This window comes from Mesorhizobium sp. Cs1321R2N1 (genome assembly GCF_037179725.1).
GTDB lineage: Bacteria > Pseudomonadota > Alphaproteobacteria > Rhizobiales > Rhizobiaceae > Mesorhizobium > Mesorhizobium salmacidum.
The window spans coordinates 1-18465 of record NZ_JAPYKP010000121.1; the positions used below are offsets into that span (position 1 = coordinate 1).

Here is an 18465-nt window from a genome sequence, read left to right on the forward strand (position 1 = left end):
GTCGACATCGTGCTGATACTGGCCGACACCGATGGATTTCGGCTCGATCTTGACCAGCTCAGCCAGCGGATCCTGCAGGCGCCGCGCGATCGACACCGCGCCGCGCAGCGACACGTCGAGGCCGGGAAATTCGGCCGCCGCCGTCGCCGAGGCCGAATAGACCGAGGCACCCGCCTCGCTGACGATAACCTTGAGCGGCTTCGGGCCTGGCCCCGCTGGCATGTCCGACAGCATGTCCGCCACCAGCTTCTCTGTTTCGCGGCTGCCGGTGCCGTTGCCGATCGAGATCAACTCGACCTTGTGCTGGCGGATCAGCGCGGCAAGCTCGGCCTGCGTACCACGCACATCGCTCCGCGGCGGGAACGGATAGACCGTCGTCGTCGCCAGCAGCTTGCCGGTGCCGTCGACCACCGCAACCTTGACGCCGGTGCGGATGCCGGGATCGAGCCCCATCGTCGGCCGCGAGCCGGCGGGAGCCGCCAGCAGCAAATCCTTCAGGTTGCGGGCAAAGACATGGATCGCCTCTTCCTCGGCCCGCTCGCGCAGATCGCGCATCAGATCGAGTGTCAGGTGCAACGACAGTTTTATCCGCCAGGTCCAGCCGGCGACCTCCATCAGCCAGAGGTCGCCCGGCAGGCTGGCGCCGATGGCGTAGGCATTGGCGATCATCCGCTCGACCGGCTTCACCGGTGAGACATCGTCGGCGTCGACCTCGATATCGAGCGACAGCACCTCTTCATTGCGGCCGCGCAGCATGGCCAGCGCGCGGTGGCTTGGCGCCGTGGACCAACGCTCGACATGGTTGAAATAGTCCGAGAATTTCGCGCCGGCCTCCTGCTTGCCGTCGACCACCCTGGCGCGCAGGAAGGCGCGCTCCTTCATGTAGCCGCGCAGCTTGCCGACCAGATCGGCATTTTCGGAGAACTGCTCCGACAGGATGTCGCGCGCGCCATCGAGCGCCGCCTTGGTGTCGGCCACCTCTTCGGTGACATAGGCGAGCGCGACTTCCGCTGGCACCAGGGAGCGGTCGTTGAGAATGGCTTCGGCGAGCGGCCCCAGCCCGCGCTCCCTAGCGATCTCGGCCTTGGTGCGGCGCTTCGGCTTGTAGGGTAGGTAGATGTCTTCGAGTTCCGCCTTGGTGGCCACCGCCCCGATCTTCGCTTCGAGGTCTGGCGTAAGCTTGCCCTGCTCGCGGATCGAACCCAGGATGGTGCCGCGGCGGGCGTCGAGTTCGCGCAGATAGACGAGACGCTCGGCAAGGTCGCGCAGCTGCGTGTCGTCCAGCCCGCCGGTCACCTCCTTGCGGTAGCGTGCCACGAACGGCACCGTCGCCCCCTCATCGAGCAGTCCGATCGCCGCGGCCGCCTGTTCGGGCCGCGCCTTGATTTCGGCTGCGATGATGGCTGCGATGCGCTTGATGTCGGATGCCATGTCGTTCCCACTCTCGTCGAAAAGAGCGGCGACCATAGGCGCAGACATCAGGTCCGCCAACCATCGCGTTTTCAACGGCGGCGGAGGTCCACAGGAAAGCGCGGACGATTGGATTGTCCGGTCTGGTCAGACCATGCGGCTCAGCACTTCGAAAAAGGCAACGATTTCGAGGTCCAGTGCATCGTCGACCGGCTCCGGCTGCGACGACATCTTGGCGATGACCACTTCGGTCCTAGGATCGACGTAGAGCCACTGGCCATGGATGCCGATGCCGCAATAGGCGCCATTTTCCAAACCAGTCTGATACCATTTGTTGCGGTAACGGCCTTTCGGGAACAGCGGCAGCATGGCACCGCGCTGCCAGGCTTCTGAGCTGCCGCCGGTGCTGGTGGTGTCGCGCACCCAGGCCTCGGGCACGATGCGGCGGCCATTGGCCTTGCCGCCTTGCCGCATCATCTCGCCGATGCGCGCCAGGTCACGCGGCGTCACCGAAATGCCGCCTGCGGTACGTGCCGTGCCTTCCATGTCGACACCGACGGAGGCCTCACTGACGGCCCCAAGCGGCAGCCACAGTTTCTCACGCATCAAGTCGCAGAAGCGCTGCCCTGAAGCGCGTTCCAAGAGAAGGCCGAGCAGGTCGGAATTCGGCGAACGGTAGCGGAAGGTCTGGCCATGCGGCTCGGCAAGCCGCTGCAGGGTCAGGATGAATTCGCGCAGGCTTTCGGTGCCGCCGCCGGGGTTCCACAGCGTCGCGCGGCGATAGCGGGCAAAGGCGCTTTCCGGATCGAGATAGGCCTCCTCGAAATCGAGGCTGACGCTCATGTCGAGCACATTCCGTGCGCTCGCATCGCCATAGGCCGAGCCGGCGGCTTCGGGGATGTATTGCGTCACCGGCGCTTCAGGGTCGAACACCCCCTCGCCTTCCAGTATGCCGGCGATGATCGCCGTCATCGACTTGCTGATCGAGAAGATGATGTGGCGCGCGCCGAACTCCATATGCGGCGCGAACCACTCGCCTAAGATCTGGCCGCCTTTCATCACCGTCAATGCGTCGGTGCTGGAGCGAACGAGAAACTCGGCCACCGTCTCCGGCGCGCTCGCGACCGTGACCTTTTCCCCCAGCAAGCCGCCCAAGTCCCGCACAGGAGCCTCGATGACGCCCGGCGCCGCTGCCACGCGTGCCGTCGGCACCAGTTCGCCGAGGTTCTGGAATGACCACCGGTTGAACGGGGCCACGCGCCAGTTGGCGAGCAGCACCTCGTTACGGCCGAATCCGTATTGTGTCTCGAACGCGGTCTTGCCGGCCATCGCGTTTCCTACCAGTCCATTGTTCTTGAAGCTCAGCTAAGCGCCGCTGCGATGGCGTGCACGGCCTTCAGCGTTGCCACGGAATAGGCCATGTTGCTGAAATCCGGGTAGGTTGACAGCTTCACCACCACCATTCCTGTGTTCCAGTCGATATGGATCAACTGTCCGAACACGCCCCGGCACATCAGTGCGCGCGAGCTGGGATCCTCGATCCAGAACTGGTTGCGGTAGCTGCCCTCGGGCAGGCTGGCGGAGAAATCCGGACCATGCTTGCCAGTGCGCGTCGCCTCGATCCAGTCGGCCGGCACGATGCCGCCGCCATTGTCGAGGATCAGTTGGCCAAAGCGGGCGTAGTCGCGCAGCGTCGCGTTGAAGCCGCCATCGGCCAGCGCATAGCCGGCGCTGTCGACGGTGAAGCAGGCGCTTTCGTCGGCGCCGAGCTTTTGCCAGAGTTCTTCGGAAACCAGTTGCGCCAGCCGCTTGCCCGTCACCCGTTCCATGATGAAGGCGAGCACATCCGTCTCGATCGAGCGATATTCGAACGCAGCCCCATGCGGGCGCACTGTCTCTTTCAAGCCCAGGATCAGCTCGAACATGTGCGAGGGCCAGCGGAAATCCGGATCGCTGCCCGGCGGCAGCGGCTTCCAGCCGGTCGCGACATCGACCTGGCCGATGTCGGAATAGCGGTCGGTGTATTCCTCTGAGAACCGTACGCCGGTGGTCATGTCGAGCACGTGCTGGACGCTGGCGCCGGCCCAGCCGGTCGCGCTCAGTTCCGGCAGGTAGTCCGTCACCGGCTTCGCCGGATCGATCAGGCCCCGCCCGGCCAATATGCCGAATACCGAGCCGGTGACGGACTTCGCCATCGACTGCGACAAATGCAGCGTGCGCTCGTCCATACCGTTGAAGTAGCGCTCATAGGCTATCCTGCCGTCCTTGAGCACCAGGAAGCCGTCCGTATAGGTCTCGTCGAGCAAGCCGGCGAGCGTCGAAGGCCTGCCCTCGCTGTCCTCGACAGCCAGCGCGTCGAGATCGACCTCGGCCCGTTCGAGACGATGCCTATGGCCATTGCCGCGCCATACTTCGGCGGTCGGCAGAATTTCCCTGATGTGCTGGAAAGCCCAGCGGTTCCAGGGCGGCCTGTCCCAGTCGAGCTTGGGGGGCGCCATGGCGGGCGGCGAACCCTGCATGATCGGCGGCCGCGGATCGCTGTTGCGATAGGAGTCCATGAAAGGCCATTCCCGGAAAAGAAAAGACCCGGCGGCATGTGCCGCCGGGTCCTTGTGTCTGTGACTATTTCTGCAGTTCGGTCCAGATCTTGGTGTAGATGTCCTGGATTTCCGGTGCGCACATTTTCTGGAATTCGCCCTGTGGCTTGGCGGCGGCCGGAATGACGACTTCCGGCGCGTCCTTCATGTCGGCCGGCATGTACTTGTCCGAACCGGTAATGGCGTTGGCGTAACGGTGGAAGGCCGAGAGGCCCGCCGCGTTTTCAGGATCCATGATGAAGTTCTGGAACAGCTTGGCGTTCTCGACGTTCTTGGCCTCCTTGAGAACGACCACATTATCGCTCCACAGGCCATAGCCTTCCTTCGGATAATTGTAGTGGATAGCCGGATTGGCCAGGCGTTGACGCAGGGCCGAACCGTTCCAGTCGCTGGTTGCCTTGAAGTCGCCGGCGCCCATCTTTTCGATGGTGTTGTACTCCATCGCGATCCAGTTCGGCTTGGCCGCGACAAGCGTATCGCGCACCTTCTTCAGAACCGCCTTGTCGTCGGTGCATTGCTGACCGCCGACATATTTGATCGCCGCGAAGATGACGTCATTCATCTCGGGAACGACGTTGACCTTGCCCTTGAGCTCGTCCGGCGTGTTAAAGATGATGCCCCAGCTGTCGGCCGGTCCCTTGTAGACGTCGGTGTTGACGACGACACCGACGGTGCCCAACGCCCACGGAACAGTGTATTTGCGGCCCGGGTCGAAGTCGGGATTGGCCCATTCGGGCGCAACGTTCTTGAAGTTCTCCATCTTGCCCGGGTCGGTTTCCTGGACGAGGCCTTCCTTGATCCAGATCGGCACGTAGGTCTGCGATGGCACCGCGATATCGAAGCCGGTACCGCCCTGGCGGACCTTGGCCAGCGCGGTGTCGTTGGAATCGTAGTCGGTGATGGTCACCTTGATGTTGTATTTGGCCTCGAACTTCTTGATTACGTCGGGGCTGGTATAGTTGCCCCAATTGTAGATGTTCAGTTCGCCATCGGCGCGGGCGATGCCCGTCGAAGCGAGCAGCGCCAACCCCATGGCGCTCGCTGTTGTCTTCCAGTTCATGGTTTTAACTCCCATTATCGGTTTCAGTCTCGTTTCCTGCTGACGAAGAAAAACAACGTGACGATCGCGACCGAAAGCAGCAGGAAGGCGGTCGATATCGCGTTGATCTCGGGCGTTATGCCGCGGCGGATCTGGCCGAGCATATAGGTGGGCAGCGTGTCCTGGCCGCCCGATTTGACGAACTCGGTGATGACGACGTCATCGAGCGAGATGACGAAGGCCAGCATCAGTCCGGCCAGGATACCAGGCCACAAAAGCGGCAGCGTGATGCGGCGGAAGGTTTTCCACTGCGTGGCGTAGAGGTCGGCCGCGGCGCGTTCCAGCGTCAGGTCCATATTCTCCAGCCGCGCCCGGATCGGCAGGTAGGCAAAGGGAATGCAGAAGGCCGTATGCGCGGCGACCAGGTAGCCGATGCCGGAATAGCCGGTGAAGATCTTGATGCGCGAGAAGAAGATCAGCAGCGCCACGCCGGTAACGATCTCGGGCACCATCAGCGGCTGGTTGATCGCCGCATATTTGAAGGTGAGGCCGGGATAGGACTCCGTGCGTGTGGTGGCGAGCGCGGCCATGGTGGCGAAGATGGTCGACAGCACCGCCGCGATGGAGCCGATCTGGAACGAACGCAGCGTCGCGTCGATGACCTGCGTGTTCTGGTATGCCGACTGGAACCATTTCAGCGAAAAGCCACCCCATTCGGATGTCGAGCTCGCCGCGTTGAAGGCGTAGATGACCAGCACGATGATGGGCAGATAGAGGATGACAAAGCAGGTCGCCGCGATCGCTGTGAAGCCGGTCTGATGCTTGATGGAAAAGTTCTTAGCCATGCCGCACCCCCGACTTGCCGGCATTGCGCACGTAGGCAAGCAGCGCCACCATGACGATGATCATCACCGTGATCGACAGCGCCGAGCCCAGCGGCCAGTTGCGGCCCTGTCCGAACTGCAATTCGATCAGGTTGGACAGCATCATGTTCTTGCCGCCGCCAAGCACGCTCGGCGTCACGTAAGCGCCCAATGCCGGAATGAAGACCAGGATCGAGCCGGCGATGACGCCGGGTTTGACCAGCGGGAAAATGATCTTCCGCAGCACCTTGAAGCGTGTCGCGTAAAGGTCATAGCCAGCCTCGACCAGCCGGAAGTCGAGCTTCTCCATGCTGGCATAGATCGGCAACACCATCAGCGGCAGGTAGACATAGGCCATGCCGATCAGGATCGCCGTGTCGGTGTAGAGCATCTGGACCGGCGCCGAGACGATGCCGAGCTTGAGCAGGATCGTGTTGACGATGCCTTCGTTGCGGATGATCTGCAGCACGGCGAAGGTGCGGATCAAAAGGTTCGTCCAGAACGGGATGGTGATCAGGAACAGCCAGAGATCCCTGGTCTTTTCGCTGCGCGTCGCCATGAAATAGGCCGTCGGGAAACCGAGCGCCAAGGTGGCGAGCGTCGTCACCACCGCAAGCTTGATCGAGCGCCAGACGATGGTGACATGCGCCGCAGCGAGCGACAGCGTGTCGTCGAAAATATCGCGTTCCAGGAAGACCGATGTCCAGGCGTCGGATGAGAACTGCCATTTCACGTCGCCATAGGCGCCGGGGGTGAGGAACGAATAGACCAGCACGATCAGCAGCGGGCCGGTCGCGGCAAACAGAATGACCAGCAGCGCCGGCGCTGACAGAAGCCAGCGGTCACGGACATCGCGCCGTTCCGCTGCCTTGGCGACTTCTTCCGCGGTCGCCATCAGTCCCTCAGCACTTGCGCGGCGTCGTTGCCGATCATGATGCCAACCTTGTCACCGCGCTCGAAACCGCAGCCGGCGCTGCGCGTGTTCTGCTGGCGCACGGTGAAGGCCTCGCCGATGTCGAGATGGACATGGATATGCGTGTCGGTGCCGAAATAGACGATGTTCTCAACCGTGCCCGACAGGTCGCCCTTGTCCTTCGACAACTTGGCATGCTCGGGCCTCACCACCACGGTGGCGTTTTCCTTCGGCTGGAAGCCTTCGGCGACGGTGGCATCGATGACCGCACCGGATTTGAGTGTCGCGCGCGCTTTGCCATTGCCGGCGCCTGAAATGGCGGCGGTGAGGAAATTGGTTTCGCCGATGAAGTCGGCCACGAAGCGTTCCGCCGGCTTGTCGTAGATGTCCCAGGGCGAGCCGACCTGAAGGATCTTGCCCGACGACATCACCGCGATGCGGTCCGACATCGTCAGCGCTTCTTCCTGGTCATGAGTGACGAAGATGAAGGTGATGCCGGTTTCGTTCTGCAGCCGCTTCAACTCGATCTGCATCTCCTTGCGCAGCTTGTAGTCGAGCGCCGAGAGCGGTTCGTCGAGCAACAGCACTTTCGGCTGCGGCGCCAACGCCCTTGCCAGCGCCACGCGCTGCTGCTGGCCACCGGAAATCTGACCGGTGCGGCGGCCGGCCAGCGCTTCCATCTTGACCAGCTTCAGCATCTCGGCGACGCGCGCCTTGATCTCGGCCTTCGGCTTGCCCAGCATTTCCAGGCCAAAGCCGATATTGTCGGCGACCGTCATGTGCGGGAACAGCGCGTAGGACTGGAAGACCGTGTTGACCGGCCGCTTGAAGGGCGGCAATGGCGCGATGTCCTGGCCGTAGAGCAGGATCTCGCCGGCGGTTGGAAAGTCGAAGCCGGCGATCAGCCGCAGCAAGGTGGTCTTGCCGCAGCCGGATGGTCCCAGCAGCGTGAAGAACTCATTCTCGCGGATGGACACCGAAACCTTGTCGAGGGCAGCGACCTGCCCCTCACCCGATCCGAAAATTTTGCTGACGTTTACTACCTCAATCGCATTCCGATCCGGTTTGTCCGGCACGATTACGCCTCACTGTTGACCCCGCTCTTGCTGGCGGAGCTTTTCCCCTGTTGGATGTGACCACACGGCCGGTAGGTTGGCAAGCCCGGCATTGAATCACAGTTCAGTCAGTCTTTTAGCCAGCAAGCCTCATACCATTATCAGGCCTGATAGGTGATCTTGCCGCCGCAGATCGTCGTCACCGGCCGCAGCTTGTGCAGATCGGCCGGCGCCGTCTTCTCGATATCGGCCGACAGCACCACCAGATCCGCCATATAGCCTGATTTCAGCATGCCTTTGCGGTGCTCGGCGAATTCGGCATAGGCGCCCTCGACCGTGTAAGCTGCGATCGATTCATGCAGCGAGAAGCGCTGGTCCGGGTCGCTTTCTGCCCAAGGTTTGCGCAGCACTGCCGCCTGGATGCCCAGGATCGGGTCGATCGGCGACACCGGCCAGTCCGAGGCGAACACGACGTGGGCGCCGGCGTTCTTCAAGGTCCGCCAGGCATAGCTCAGCGGCCAGCGGGCCGGGCCGATGCGCGACACGGTCGGCTCCAGCGGAAAATCCATGGCGCCGGGCGGATGCGGCGGTTGCATGGAAGCGATGACGCCGAGTTCCGCAAAACGCGGCACATCCGCGGTGGTGGTGACCTCGATATGCTCGACGCGATGCCGGCTGTCACGCTTGCCATTGGCTTTTTGCGCTGCCTCGTAGCCGTCGAGCACGGCACGCACCGCGCCGTCACCGATCGAATGCACCGCGATCTGCAGCCCGCGCCTGTCGACGGCGACAGCCAGATCGATGAACTGCTGCTGCGTGAACAGCGGCTCGCCGACCCAGTCGGGCCGATCGGCATAGGGTTCGACCATGACAGCCGTCCAGGAATCGAGCACTCCGTCGTAGAACACCTTGACCATGCCCGATGACAGCCACTCGCTGTTATAGCGCTCGGCCATCACGGATGCCTTGTGGAGCATGTCGAGCGTCATGAAATTCTTGTAGTGGAAAGGGATCTGCACGCGGCAGGGCAGGCCTTCCCCGGCCTCGATCTCGGCCAGCAGTTCGAGCTGGTAGAGATTGCCGTCCATGTTCTGGATCGAGGTGATGCCGTGGCGCGCGCACCAGGCAAGCCCGCGCCGCATGATATCGCGGTCGGCGGCGCGTTCGGCGGCCGAAGGCGTCGGGTCGGGCTCGCCGCCGGTCGCCAGGCCCAGCCGCACGCGGCCTTCGCCGGCAAGGTCGAGAACCGGGCCGAAGGCCTCGCCCTCGCGCAGTTCACCCGCTGCCAGGCCGTCGTCGCCCATGACAATCTCATTGCCCGGACCAAGCGTGCGTCCATTGAGGATGCCGGCCATTTCAAGAGCCTTGGTGTTGGCCCACATCGTATGATGATCTGGCGCGGCCATGACAAAGGGCCGGTCCGGCAGGATCGCATCGAGATGATGACGCGTCACCCGCTCGTCGTCGAGCACGGTGTAGTCGACGCTCTGCCCGACCAGCATCCGCGCGTCGGGGTGCGTCGCTGCATAGTCGCGGATCGCCTTCTGCAGCGCCTCGAACCCATGCACGCCGGCCAGTTGCAGATGGGCAAGCTCGGCGGCGCCCGAAAACAGATGCATGTGGGCTTCGATGAAGCCGGGCAGGACCGAACCGCCCTTGGCGTCGATGACCCTGGTACCCGATCCCTTGAACTCTTCGATGGAGGTGCTGCTGCCAATGGCGATGATGGCGCCGTCCTTGACGGCAACGGCCTCGGCGGCGGGATTGTCACCGTCCATGGTCAGCACACGACCGTTGACGACAATCAGATCCGCACTATCACCCGCACCCGTGACCGACATCGCGACTCCGCGTTTTTTGACGACTGACCGAGACCGGCAAAGCTCGCGTCCAACGACCTGCACACCACGGCGCGGCGCTATCGGACAACGAATGATGCCAGTGCGCTGTCTTCGAAATTCCCCTTGTTATCCCTAGAGACAGCGTGGATAAAGAATGCGACTGATTATTCGCGTTTGTCAACATGCCGGATTTAGAATGTATTGTGGACAGAAGCGCTTCGCTTGTGTTGGGACCAGGCGGGAACGAGGGCATCAAGCAGTGAAGCGCAGTCTCGACCGCAAAACCAGGATAGCGCTCGAGCCGCGCAAGCAGCCGCGGCAACAACGGTCCAGCAAGGTGGTCGACAGGATTCTCGACGCGGCGCTGATCCTGACGCGGGAGCAAGGAACCAAGACGCCGACGACGCTCGCCATCGCGCAGCGTGCGGGGCTGTCGGTCGGTTCGATCTACCAGTACTTTCCCAACAAGGAAGCCATTCTTCTGGATCTCGCCCGGCGCTGGCTGTCATCCTTTCCCGAGGTGATCGCGAGGCGCATCAAGGTCGCCCCGCCCACCAACCGCGAAGAGTTCCGGCGCGAAGTTCGCAAGCTCTTCATCGACACATCGAAGCTCTATCTCGAAAACGCCACCCTGATGCCGGTGATCGAGGCCATCTCGGGCAATGCGGACCTGCGGCCGATCCAGAACGAATATGACGACCAGATCATCGCCCTCTATGCCGCATGGTTGCAGCATGTGAACCCGGCACTCGAAGGCAAGATCGCAAGCCGGCTCGGCGTGGTGATGATGGAGGTCGGGCATGCCTGCCGGCTCGTGGGGCTGAAGAAGGACCGCAGGACATTCGACCTCATCGAGGACGATGTCGAAACCATGTGGCTCGCTCTGCTGAGCCCCTATCTCAATCTTGGCTGACCGGTTTCAACCCAATTCCGGACGGAAAACCGCTTCAAACTTGTCCTGGAATTGGCTTAGTTGCGCACTTTGAGAGGAACTTCATGAAGACTGTCTATTCGCCGCTTCACGCCGGTCATGCCGGCCAAATGGAACTGGTTACCTCAGCCATCGTGCCCGGCTTTGAAAAGCCCTCGCGCGCGGAGTTCATCAAGGCGCGGGTCGAAAGCGAGAAGCTCGGTCCGATCATAGCGCCGGTCGAGCACGACCTTGCCGCCGCCAAGCGCGTCCACAGGGCCGACTACATCGACTTCCTGCCGACCGTCTGGCCGCAATGGGTGGAATCCGGCTTCACGGGCTCGGCCATGCCCTTCACCTGGCCGACGCGCGGCCTGCGCGGCGACGTGCCGCCCAAGCGCATCGATGCCCTGCTCGGCTACTATTCCTTCGACGGCGGCGCCACCTTCGTCGAGGGCACCTGGACCGCGATCAAATCGTCTTTTGACGTGGCGCTGACCGCAGCCGGCCTGGTCAAGGACGGCGAGAGATCGGCCTTCGCGCTCTGCCGTCCGCCCGGCCACCATGCCGGCGCCGGCTTCATGGGCGGCTATTGCTACATCAACAACGCTGCGGTCGCCGCGCAATGGTTTCGTGACCAGGGTGCCAAACGTGTCTCGATCCTCGACGTCGATTATCACCACGGCAATGGCACGCAGGAGATATTCTATGATCGCGCCGACGTGCAGGTTCTCAACCTGCACGGCGATCCGATGGTCGAGTACCCCTTCTTCCTCGGCCATTCCGATGAGCGCGGCGCGGGCGCGGGCGAAGGTTTCAACATCAACTATCCCATGCCCTTCGGGACCGGTTGGGATGCCTGGAATGCCTCACTCGAGGATGCCTGCGCCAGGCTCGCCGCATACGCGCCCGACATCGTCGTCGTCTCGCTCGGCGTCGACACCTTCGAGAAGGACCCGATCAGCCAGTTCAAGCTGAAAAGCCTCGACTATCCGAAGATCGGCCGGCGCATCGCCAAACTCGGCCTGCCGACGCTGTTCGTCCAGGAAGGCGGCTATGCCGTCGAGGAGATCGGCATCAACGCCGTCGGCGTGCTGACCGGCTTCGAGGATCGGTAAGCCTGCCAGCAAATCCAGGCGAGCAACGACAGACAGTAAAAGGGCGGCGTGGCCGCCCTTTTTGCAAGCTACGTTGCGATGCCGGTGCTCGGCGCGGCCATTGGCGCGGCTGCCCTGCGTGATCGTCCGAGATAGTAGACCGCCGCCGCCGCGACGACGCCGACCGCCAGGATGGCCGCTGCCAGAACCGGCCGATACCAGAACCAGGCAATCGCGATTGTCGTGGCGCCGACCAGGATCGCCAGGAAGAAGGCGATGATGCCGGTTCCCATCCGCGCCATGCTGCCAAGGAACGGGATCACGTCGAGGATCACGCCGATCGGGCTGAGGAACAGCGCAAAGCCGATGGTCAGCAATAAAAGGCCGGCAACGCGCAGCAGCCAGGTAATCAGCGTGTTGGCGCTGACCGCCTCGGCGAACATCCTGTCGGCCGGCACCGAGCCGGTGTCGACCATCAGCAGCGCATCGCCCGCCTGCGTCTGGTAGGGCTCGAATCGGCTGCCGGCCTGGCGCGCCACGATGCTGACCACGCCGAGCGGCGCCAACTCGTAGCCGATACGGTAGTCGCCTAGCGCAGGCGTCGTGTTGTCGCTGCCGAGATAGATCTTGCCATCGACGATGCTGAGCGGCCTCGTTCCGGTGTAGGCGGTCTTGATCGCGGCTGACTGGCTGGCCGACAACGAAAGACCCTTGTCGCCGTCGATGCGATCCAGCACCGGCGTATCGAGATCGAAAGCGCCAAGCTTGCCCTGTGGAATCTGAAAGGCACGGCTGTGGATCGCCATCGGCGGATTCTGATGGCCGTCGGGCTTCTTGAAGTCCGACGAGTCGATCTGGCTGTCGTCCCACACCTTCGAATAGCTGTAGGTCGTCTCCGTCTCCTCGCCGCCGCCAAACTTCTTGGTGGTTTCCGATTTGGACTCTTCCTTCCACTGATACATCTCGACGCCGCGCGACAGGCGCAGCCCTTGCGCCGTGATGCCGAAATCCGGATCCGACAAGCTGCTGTCCGCCGTCACTGGCCCGCTGACATGCACCAGTTTGCCTTCATTGGCGGCATCGGAACTATCAGCCTCCACCGAGACCACGGCACCAGAGCCCTCGGCCAGCGAGCGCGCCGTCTGCACCGCACGGCCTTCGTTCCAGAACAGCCCTATCACCATCAGCACGATCAACAGCAGGCCGAAGATAACCCCGCCGACCGCGCGCTTGATCCGCCCGAACCACGAGATTGAAGTAACTTCCCGAAATGAATCGCTCATTGTTTCCCCCGAAACCAACCTTGCCAAGACCCGAGTAGCGTCGCAGCGGACAACCGCATTCCGCGCTGCCGACCTTGCGCTCGACTGCCGGGGGTGCCCACCCCTTCGGCACGAGCGAAACTACCGCAACGGGCCGGACGCTGATATGGCCTACGCGCACAGTCCCGGTATTTTCGCCCCTCAATGGCTTCGAAAGCTCCCCTGAGTCGCAAGCAGAGTCCCCCAGATTCGATTTTGTCAAATCGCGTTTGATGTCGGATTCATCTGCGGGTAGATTAGACCCGAATCAGCCGGTCCTCGGGGGGCGCGGCGACCACCCAAAGTCTCACGTTCCGGACTTCTCCGGCGCCAGACGCGGATGTCTTCGCGTTCCCTGAATGGATTCCGTCTGGTTGGGCGCGGCCCCGCGCCTCGTGTGTGTCTCGTAAAAGTAATGCGTTTTCGGGTTCGGCGGCTGGCTCTCCAGCAACCGGACATCAGCATCGATTCCGGCCAAAAGCAGCAGATGAGCAGTCCCGCCGCGCCTCTTCAATCCGACACATTGGGCTCGCGCCTGACGTCGCGCGGTGATCTCACCAGCTTCTTCATGGAGCTGACCGCCGAGATCGGCGCCGACAGCTACATGCTGGTCGCCATCGTCCATGACCAGGACCGCAACGATGCGCGTATCGTCTCCTCGAACTGGATCTTCGACGCCATCGAGCTGATCGGGAAGCGGCTGATCGCCGGCCTCGCCCAGGGACCGCTCACCGCAGCACCCGGCATCCGTCCGACACCGCTGGTGGCGGCCCAGGCGCCGGATGCCGACGGGCTGGTCTCGGGTGAAGAGGCCCGGCTGCTCGACGTTCTCGGCCATGCCGAGATCTATTCACTGCGGCTGAATGTCGGCCGTCAGCGCCTGTTCGCCTTGTTCTCGGCGGCGGCCGCCGGCCGGATCGACCAGCCGGCACTGATGAAGGCGCAACTGAAATGCTGCTACGCGCTCTCGCACATTCCGCAGTTGATCGCCGCCGCGGCCATGCAGGATCCGCTGTCGGACCGTGAGCGCGAATGCCTGTTCTGGGTTTCGGAAGGTAAGACCACCGACGAGGTGGCCGTCATCCTCGGCGTCTCCTCAAACACCGTCAACAGCTACATCACCCACGCCATCCAGAAATTCGCGGCCAGCAACCGTGCGATGGCCATCGCCACGGCGATCAGGAGTGGCATCATTTGAAACACACCGAGATCAAGGACGCCGCGGAAGCCCTTTTCAACGAGCAGCGCAGCCCTTTCGGCGCCTTCTCGCTGGGATCCGAAACACATCACGCCGTCACCATTCCCGATGCGGTGCGCCGCTGCCGCTGGATATCAGTCGACATCAACGCCTCGGCCTTCGGCCTGTTCTTCGTCAGCCCGTCGCCGGAGCGCGCCCGGCTGGTCCCGTGCTTTGATTCAGATTATCCCAGCGTCGCGGTGGCGTCGAAATTCATTTCAGGCGCCAATGGCGAGGAGATCGTTCGCCACAGCCGGATTTCGACCGAGCCGCGCTGGTGGACGGATGATGGCGTGGCGGCCATGGCCGACGTGTTCGGCAATCTGGCCTGGACCGGACAGATGGCGCCGCTGACACCCGGATCGAGCGGCATTGCCTTTCCCGTCCATGCCGATCGCGGCCAATGCGGCCTTGTCGTCTTCCTGGGATCGGAGATCGCGCTGCCGCAGGATGCGCTCTACGAAATCCACGCTCGCTGCTTTTCGCTGTTCGCCGCCGTCGCGCGGATGCGTCCGGGCGATGTCGGCAGAATGCGGTCGATCTCCAAGCGCGAGCTCGAATGCCTGAAGCTGACCGCCAATGGCAACACCAGCGAGGAGATCGCGCGGCTCCTGAAACTGTCGGTGCACACCGCCAACCAGTACCTCACCCAGTCGACCCAGAAGCTCAACGCCGTCAACCGCAACCAGGCGGTCGCCAAGGCGCTGCGGCTGGGACTTATCGAGTAGCCGCTATCGGCTGACCGAAGCGCTTTAAAACGCCAGCGGTTCGACCTTGCGAATACGAGCCTGTTCGATCACCGCCTCCAGCAGCGCCGTATTGTGCTGGGGGTCTTCGCCCGGTTTTTCGAACGACACGTAATTGACCACGACCGTGTTGCCGGTCTCGCTCAGCGTCAGTTGGAAATAGACGGTCACGCCGGGTGGCCTGAGCTCCAGGTCGAGCACGATGCGTGGGCTGCCGCTCCAGTCGACATGCGCCTCGCCGCCATGGCCGAGCCGCAGCGTACCCGGCATGAAGAACAGCTCCGCCGCTGAATCGACCAGATCCGACAGGCAGGCGAAATGCTCCAGCCGGATGAAGGCGATATAGTCGGCGACGTCGATCAGCCTGAGTTCCACCACCACCTGCTCGATGGCGCTGGCGACGATGATCTCGCGGGATTTTGCGTGCGGTTGGCGGTTCATGAAATCTGTCTGCGCTCAGCCTTTTTCGAGTAGACGATCCGCACCAGTTCGGCGACGGCCTGGTAGAATTGCGACGGGATCACATTATCGACCGAAACTTGCTTGTACATGGAGCGGGCGAGCGCCACGTCCTCGAAGATCGGGATGTTATGCTCCTTGGCGATCTCGCGGATTTTCAGCGCCACGAGATCCTGCCCCTTCGCCACCACGAGCGGTGCCGAGTCCTCGTCGCGCACATATTTCAGCGCGATCGAGAAGTGGGTCGGGTTGGCGATTACAAGCGTCGCGCGCGGCACCGCCGTCATCATCCGCTTGCGCGCCCGGTCTCGCGCCAGCGAGCGCAGCCGCGACTTGACGATCGGATCGCCCTCGGACTGCTTGAACTCGTCCTTGACCTCCTGCTTGCTCATGCGCAGGTCCTGCTTCCAGTGGAAGCGCGACCAGACGATGTCGATCGCCGCGATCAGTCCCATGACGAAGACGATCGCCACCAGTATGTCGACGGCGATGCCGCGGATGACGAGGCCGAAAGCGACCGGATTGGTGATCATCCCCGCAAGCAGCTTGCGGTGATCCTCCGACAGCGTGAAGGTGAGCACGGCGATGGCAAAGCCGACTTTTGCGAGGGACTTCAGGAACTCGACCCAGCCCTGGGCGCCGAACATCCGGTTCCAGCCCTTGACGATCGAGATGCGTGACATCTGCGGCCTGATCCGCTCGCCGACGAATTGCGGCATATTCTGCAGCACCGAGGCGCCGATGCCGGCAACGGTGAGCAGCACCAGCAGGCTGAGTACGGCGCGGCCCACTTCCAGCATGACGAGCTTGTAGAGCGCGATGACATCGGTCTCGGTGTCCATCGGCCAGGCTTCGGGCTTCTCGAGGAACATCGACAGGAACATGCCGAGCTCGACGATCGCGTCCTTGGCATAGAAGACCGTGAACACCAGTATGGCGACAAAGGAGGCCAGGATCGCGGTCTCCCTCGAATGGGGCAACTTGCCCTGCTCGATGGTATCGCGGATCTTCTTTTCCGTCGCCTCTTCGGTTTTCGAGTCCTTGTCGACGGCGTCGGACATGCCTTAGGCGGCGTTCTGCGTCGAGGGAAGTTCGAAGGCGCCTTCGCGCGACAGTCGGATGGTGGTCGTCACGATCGTCTTGCGCGCCGCCATGATGTCGGCGGCGGGAACACCCTCCGACCCTTGCCCGAGTTCGGCCTCGATCATGCGCCGGGAGCGGGCGCCGATCGCCGACAGCACCGCTTCGGCCAGTGCCGCCGACGTGCCGCGCAGCGCCAGCGTGACAAGCTCGGTCGACAGCCCGTCGAACAAAAGCACGCGCGCCTTCTGGGTGAGCAGCGGCAAATCGTCGAAAGCGAACAGCCGAGCCCGAACACCGTCGAGGTCGGGCGTGCCGGCGGCTTCGAGATCCTGCATGACCTCATCGAGCAGGGGCTTTTCCAGCTCGTTGAGCACGCTGGCGACGCGCGCCTGCCCGGCCGAAGTATCCTTGGTCGTGGTGTCCGACAGCACGCTGACGCGCAGCCGGTTCTCGACGATCCTGGTGGCGGCGGCCGGAACATTGGCCATCGTCACCATGCGCTTGATGATTTCGCCGCGCATCGGCTTCGTCAGCGTCAAAAGCACGCTCGCCGCCGCTTGTGGCGCCAATTTCGACAGCACCATGGCCGCCGTCTGCGGATGTTCGCCCGCGAGGAACGCGCCCAGCCGCGAGGGCTCCAGCTTTTCGAGATCGGGCCAGATCGGCGGTGGCCCTTCGGGTGCCGCCTCGGGCTTCTTGTTGCCCATGATGGCGTTCATCTCTTCGGGCGAGAGAGACTCGTTGAGGATGGTGTCCATCCTGTCGGCGGAATCGAGCAGGCCCGCGCCCTCGGTGAACTCGGCCTCGAATTCGGCGACGATGCGCTCGAGATCGCTTTGCGGAATGGTCCTGAGCAGCCGGGCGCCCTCGATCAGCGCCTTCAGCTCTTCCTGCTTGAAGAATTTCAACAGGCGGCTGGCGGACGGCTTGCCCATCGCCACCAGTATGGCTGCCGCCTTCTGTGCGCGCGTCAGGGTCGTCAGCGGCGTTGTCATGCCTTTCGCCTCCGCTGCCATCGGCAAGCCCCGCCAGCCATGTCTAGGCGCCCTTCGTGCCGGCGATGATTTCGGTCAGCCTGATGCCGAAGCGCGAAGGGTCGCTTTCGAGCACGGTGATCTCGCCGCGCGCTATTTTGCGGCCGTTCACCACCACATCGACCGGTTCGCCGATGCGCCGGTTGAGCGCGACCGTCGACCCCTTCTGCAGCGCCATCAGATCGGCAACCGCCATCTCGGTGCTGCCGAGAATGATCTGGACATCGACTGGGATGTTCATGATGACGCTCGAATTGGCTGCAGCGGCGGCCCTGAACGCCGCATCAGGGCGTTGCTCTTCTTCGTGCAGGACCCCGCGCAATTCCTCGATGGCGCGATCGAGCTGCTCGTCCGGCTGGTCGAGCTCTGGTTCTACCTTGGTCTTGGCCATGCGTCGTCTCCAAAAGCTCAGGCGCGCCCGGCACCAGCCGGCATGAGCCCGTCGATAAAGTCCTGCCCGGCATCGAAAGGATGCCTGATTCGGACGGTGTAATTCTGCCCCAGTTTGCCGAACTCGCATACGAACAGCGTCTGGCCGCGCGCGCCGAGGCGGGCGCGCGATTGCGCCGTTTCTTCGAAGTCGATGACCTGGCCTACTTCGAGATTGGCGAGATCTCCGAGCGTCAGCCGTGCCAGCGGCATGGTGGCTTCGAGCGCCACGGTCGAGCGCATCACCTCTTCCGAAAAGCGTGCCCGCCAGCTGGTGTTGTGATCGTCGTCGCTGACGCTTGCCGTCCCGTCGCGGCCGGCCAGCACGATACGCTGCGGCATCGTCACCGTGATCGAGCCGCTGTCGACCGGCGTCGAGATGCCGAGGACGATGCGGATCGCGGCGCCGTCGCGCAACACGTGTCGCCTGGCCTCGATGCCCGACATGGCC

The 18465-nt window shown here is 63.1% G+C and carries 18 protein-coding genes; 4 read left to right on the forward strand and 14 right to left on the reverse strand.

Translation table 11 applies throughout. The features are described 5' to 3' along the window. From O7A61_RS24160 to O7A61_RS24195, 8 genes are all read right to left on the reverse strand, one after another. Positions 1-1431, reverse strand: a 1431-nt coding sequence (locus tag O7A61_RS24160) for a Tex-like N-terminal domain-containing protein (RefSeq protein WP_337131945.1), incomplete at its 3' end; no start/stop codon positions are given. 126 nt (positions 1432-1557) lie between these two features. Continuing rightward, positions 1558-2739, reverse strand: a complete 1182-nt coding sequence (locus tag O7A61_RS24165) for a serine hydrolase domain-containing protein (RefSeq protein ID WP_337131933.1) — start codon at positions 2737-2739, stop codon at positions 1558-1560. 32 nt (positions 2740-2771) lie between these two features. Further along, positions 2772-3968 carry a serine hydrolase domain-containing protein gene (locus O7A61_RS24170; protein WP_337131934.1) on the reverse strand — a complete coding sequence of 399 codons (1197 nt, stop codon included), beginning with the start codon at positions 3966-3968 and terminating at the stop codon, positions 2772-2774. Positions 3969-4032: 64 nt separating this feature from the next. After that, positions 4033-5067, reverse strand: coding sequence for an ABC transporter substrate-binding protein (locus O7A61_RS24175; RefSeq protein WP_337131935.1), 1035 nt, complete (start codon positions 5065-5067; stop codon positions 4033-4035). Between the two features lie 23 nt (positions 5068-5090). Continuing rightward, entirely contained in the window at positions 5091-5891 is an 801-nt protein-coding gene (locus O7A61_RS24180) for an ABC transporter permease (protein ID WP_337131936.1), read from the reverse strand. Further along, positions 5884-6804, reverse strand: a complete 921-nt coding sequence (locus O7A61_RS24185; RefSeq protein WP_337131937.1) for an ABC transporter permease — start codon at positions 6802-6804, stop codon at positions 5884-5886. Before O7A61_RS24185 ends, O7A61_RS24180 begins: the two co-directional genes overlap by 8 nt. Then, positions 6804-7898, reverse strand: a complete 1095-nt coding sequence (locus tag O7A61_RS24190; protein ID WP_337131938.1) for an ABC transporter ATP-binding protein — start codon at positions 7896-7898, stop codon at positions 6804-6806. Before O7A61_RS24190 ends, O7A61_RS24185 begins: the two co-directional genes overlap by 1 nt. Positions 7899-8038: 140 nt before the next feature. Then, the gene (locus tag O7A61_RS24195) at positions 8039-9718 is read right to left on the reverse strand and encodes an amidohydrolase (RefSeq protein WP_337131939.1); all 1680 of its coding nucleotides are present in this window, start codon (positions 9716-9718) and stop codon (positions 8039-8041) included. A 259-nt stretch (positions 9719-9977) separates the two neighbouring features. Between O7A61_RS24195 and O7A61_RS24200 the strand changes: the two genes are divergently transcribed. Further along, positions 9978-10631 (forward strand): TetR/AcrR family transcriptional regulator, encoded by a 654-nt coding sequence (locus O7A61_RS24200; protein ID WP_027144733.1) that lies wholly within the window; start codon positions 9978-9980, stop codon positions 10629-10631. 83 nt (positions 10632-10714) lie between these two features. Then, positions 10715-11746: a histone deacetylase family protein gene (locus O7A61_RS24205; protein WP_337131940.1), complete on the forward strand. Its 1032-nt coding sequence runs from the start codon at positions 10715-10717 to the stop codon at positions 11744-11746. A gap of 68 nt (positions 11747-11814) precedes the next feature. On the opposite strand, the gene O7A61_RS24210 is transcribed toward O7A61_RS24205, so the two are convergent. Then, positions 11815-13008: a TMEM43 family protein gene (locus O7A61_RS24210; RefSeq protein WP_337131941.1), complete on the reverse strand. Its 1194-nt coding sequence runs from the start codon at positions 13006-13008 to the stop codon at positions 11815-11817. Between the two features lie 505 nt (positions 13009-13513). Here O7A61_RS24210 and O7A61_RS24215 point away from each other — a divergent pair. Next, positions 13514-14224, forward strand: coding sequence for a helix-turn-helix transcriptional regulator (locus tag O7A61_RS24215; protein WP_027144736.1), 711 nt, complete (start codon positions 13514-13516; stop codon positions 14222-14224). Beyond that, complete coding sequence (locus O7A61_RS24220; RefSeq protein ID WP_337131942.1) at positions 14221-14991, forward strand: helix-turn-helix transcriptional regulator; 771 nt, start codon at positions 14221-14223, stop codon at positions 14989-14991. Before O7A61_RS24215 ends, O7A61_RS24220 begins: the two co-directional genes overlap by 4 nt. Before the next feature lie 24 nt (positions 14992-15015). Here O7A61_RS24220 and O7A61_RS24225 read toward each other — a convergent pair whose 3' ends face one another. The 5 genes from O7A61_RS24225 to O7A61_RS24245 all read right to left on the reverse strand — a co-directional run. Further along, positions 15016-15450 (reverse strand): hypothetical protein, encoded by a 435-nt coding sequence (locus tag O7A61_RS24225; protein ID WP_027144738.1) that lies wholly within the window; start codon positions 15448-15450, stop codon positions 15016-15018. Next, complete coding sequence (gene flhB, locus O7A61_RS24230) at positions 15447-16529, reverse strand: flagellar biosynthesis protein FlhB (protein ID WP_027144739.1); 1083 nt, start codon at positions 16527-16529, stop codon at positions 15447-15449. Before flhB ends, O7A61_RS24225 begins: the two co-directional genes overlap by 4 nt. Before the next feature lie 3 nt (positions 16530-16532). Next, positions 16533-17546 (reverse strand): flagellar motor switch protein FliG, encoded by a 1014-nt coding sequence (locus O7A61_RS24235; RefSeq protein WP_337131943.1) that lies wholly within the window; start codon positions 17544-17546, stop codon positions 16533-16535. Positions 17547-17589: 43 nt separating this feature from the next. Further along, the gene (fliN, locus tag O7A61_RS24240; protein WP_027144741.1) at positions 17590-17976 is read right to left on the reverse strand and encodes a flagellar motor switch protein FliN; all 387 of its coding nucleotides are present in this window, start codon (positions 17974-17976) and stop codon (positions 17590-17592) included. Between the two features lie 17 nt (positions 17977-17993). Beyond that, the coding region (locus tag O7A61_RS24245; RefSeq protein ID WP_337131944.1) for a FliM/FliN family flagellar motor switch protein at positions 17994-18465 on the reverse strand (472 nt) is incomplete at its 5' end.

Bases quoted from the DNA above. Each gene is read 5' to 3' on its own strand.
- O7A61_RS24165 (WP_337131933.1), bottom strand. From the start codon at position 2,739: ATGGCCGGCAAGACCGCGTTCGAGACACAATACGGATTCGGCCGTAAC.
- O7A61_RS24170 (WP_337131934.1), bottom strand. From the start codon at position 3,968: ATGGACTCCTATCGCAACAGCGATCCGCGGCCGCCGATCATGCAGGGT.
- O7A61_RS24175 (WP_337131935.1), bottom strand. From the start codon at position 5,067: ATGAACTGGAAGACAACAGCGAGCGCCATGGGGTTGGCGCTGCTCGCT.
- O7A61_RS24180 (WP_337131936.1), bottom strand. From the start codon at position 5,891: ATGGCTAAGAACTTTTCCATCAAGCATCAGACCGGCTTCACAGCGATC.
- O7A61_RS24185 (WP_337131937.1), bottom strand. From the start codon at position 6,804: ATGGCGACCGCGGAAGAAGTCGCCAAGGCAGCGGAACGGCGCGATGTC.
- O7A61_RS24195 (WP_337131939.1), bottom strand. From the start codon at position 9,718: ATGTCGGTCACGGGTGCGGGTGATAGTGCGGATCTGATTGTCGTCAAC.
- O7A61_RS24205 (WP_337131940.1), top strand. From the start codon at position 10,715: ATGAAGACTGTCTATTCGCCGCTTCACGCCGGTCATGCCGGCCAAATG.
- O7A61_RS24210 (WP_337131941.1), bottom strand. From the start codon at position 13,008: ATGAGCGATTCATTTCGGGAAGTTACTTCAATCTCGTGGTTCGGGCGG.
- O7A61_RS24215 (WP_027144736.1), top strand. From the start codon at position 13,514: ATGAGCAGTCCCGCCGCGCCTCTTCAATCCGACACATTGGGCTCGCGC.
- O7A61_RS24225 (WP_027144738.1), bottom strand. From the start codon at position 15,450: ATGAACCGCCAACCGCACGCAAAATCCCGCGAGATCATCGTCGCCAGC.
- flhB (WP_027144739.1), bottom strand. From the start codon at position 16,529: ATGTCCGACGCCGTCGACAAGGACTCGAAAACCGAAGAGGCGACGGAA.
- O7A61_RS24235 (WP_337131943.1), bottom strand. From the start codon at position 17,546: ATGACAACGCCGCTGACGACCCTGACGCGCGCACAGAAGGCGGCAGCC.
- fliN (WP_027144741.1), bottom strand. From the start codon at position 17,976: ATGGCCAAGACCAAGGTAGAACCAGAGCTCGACCAGCCGGACGAGCAG.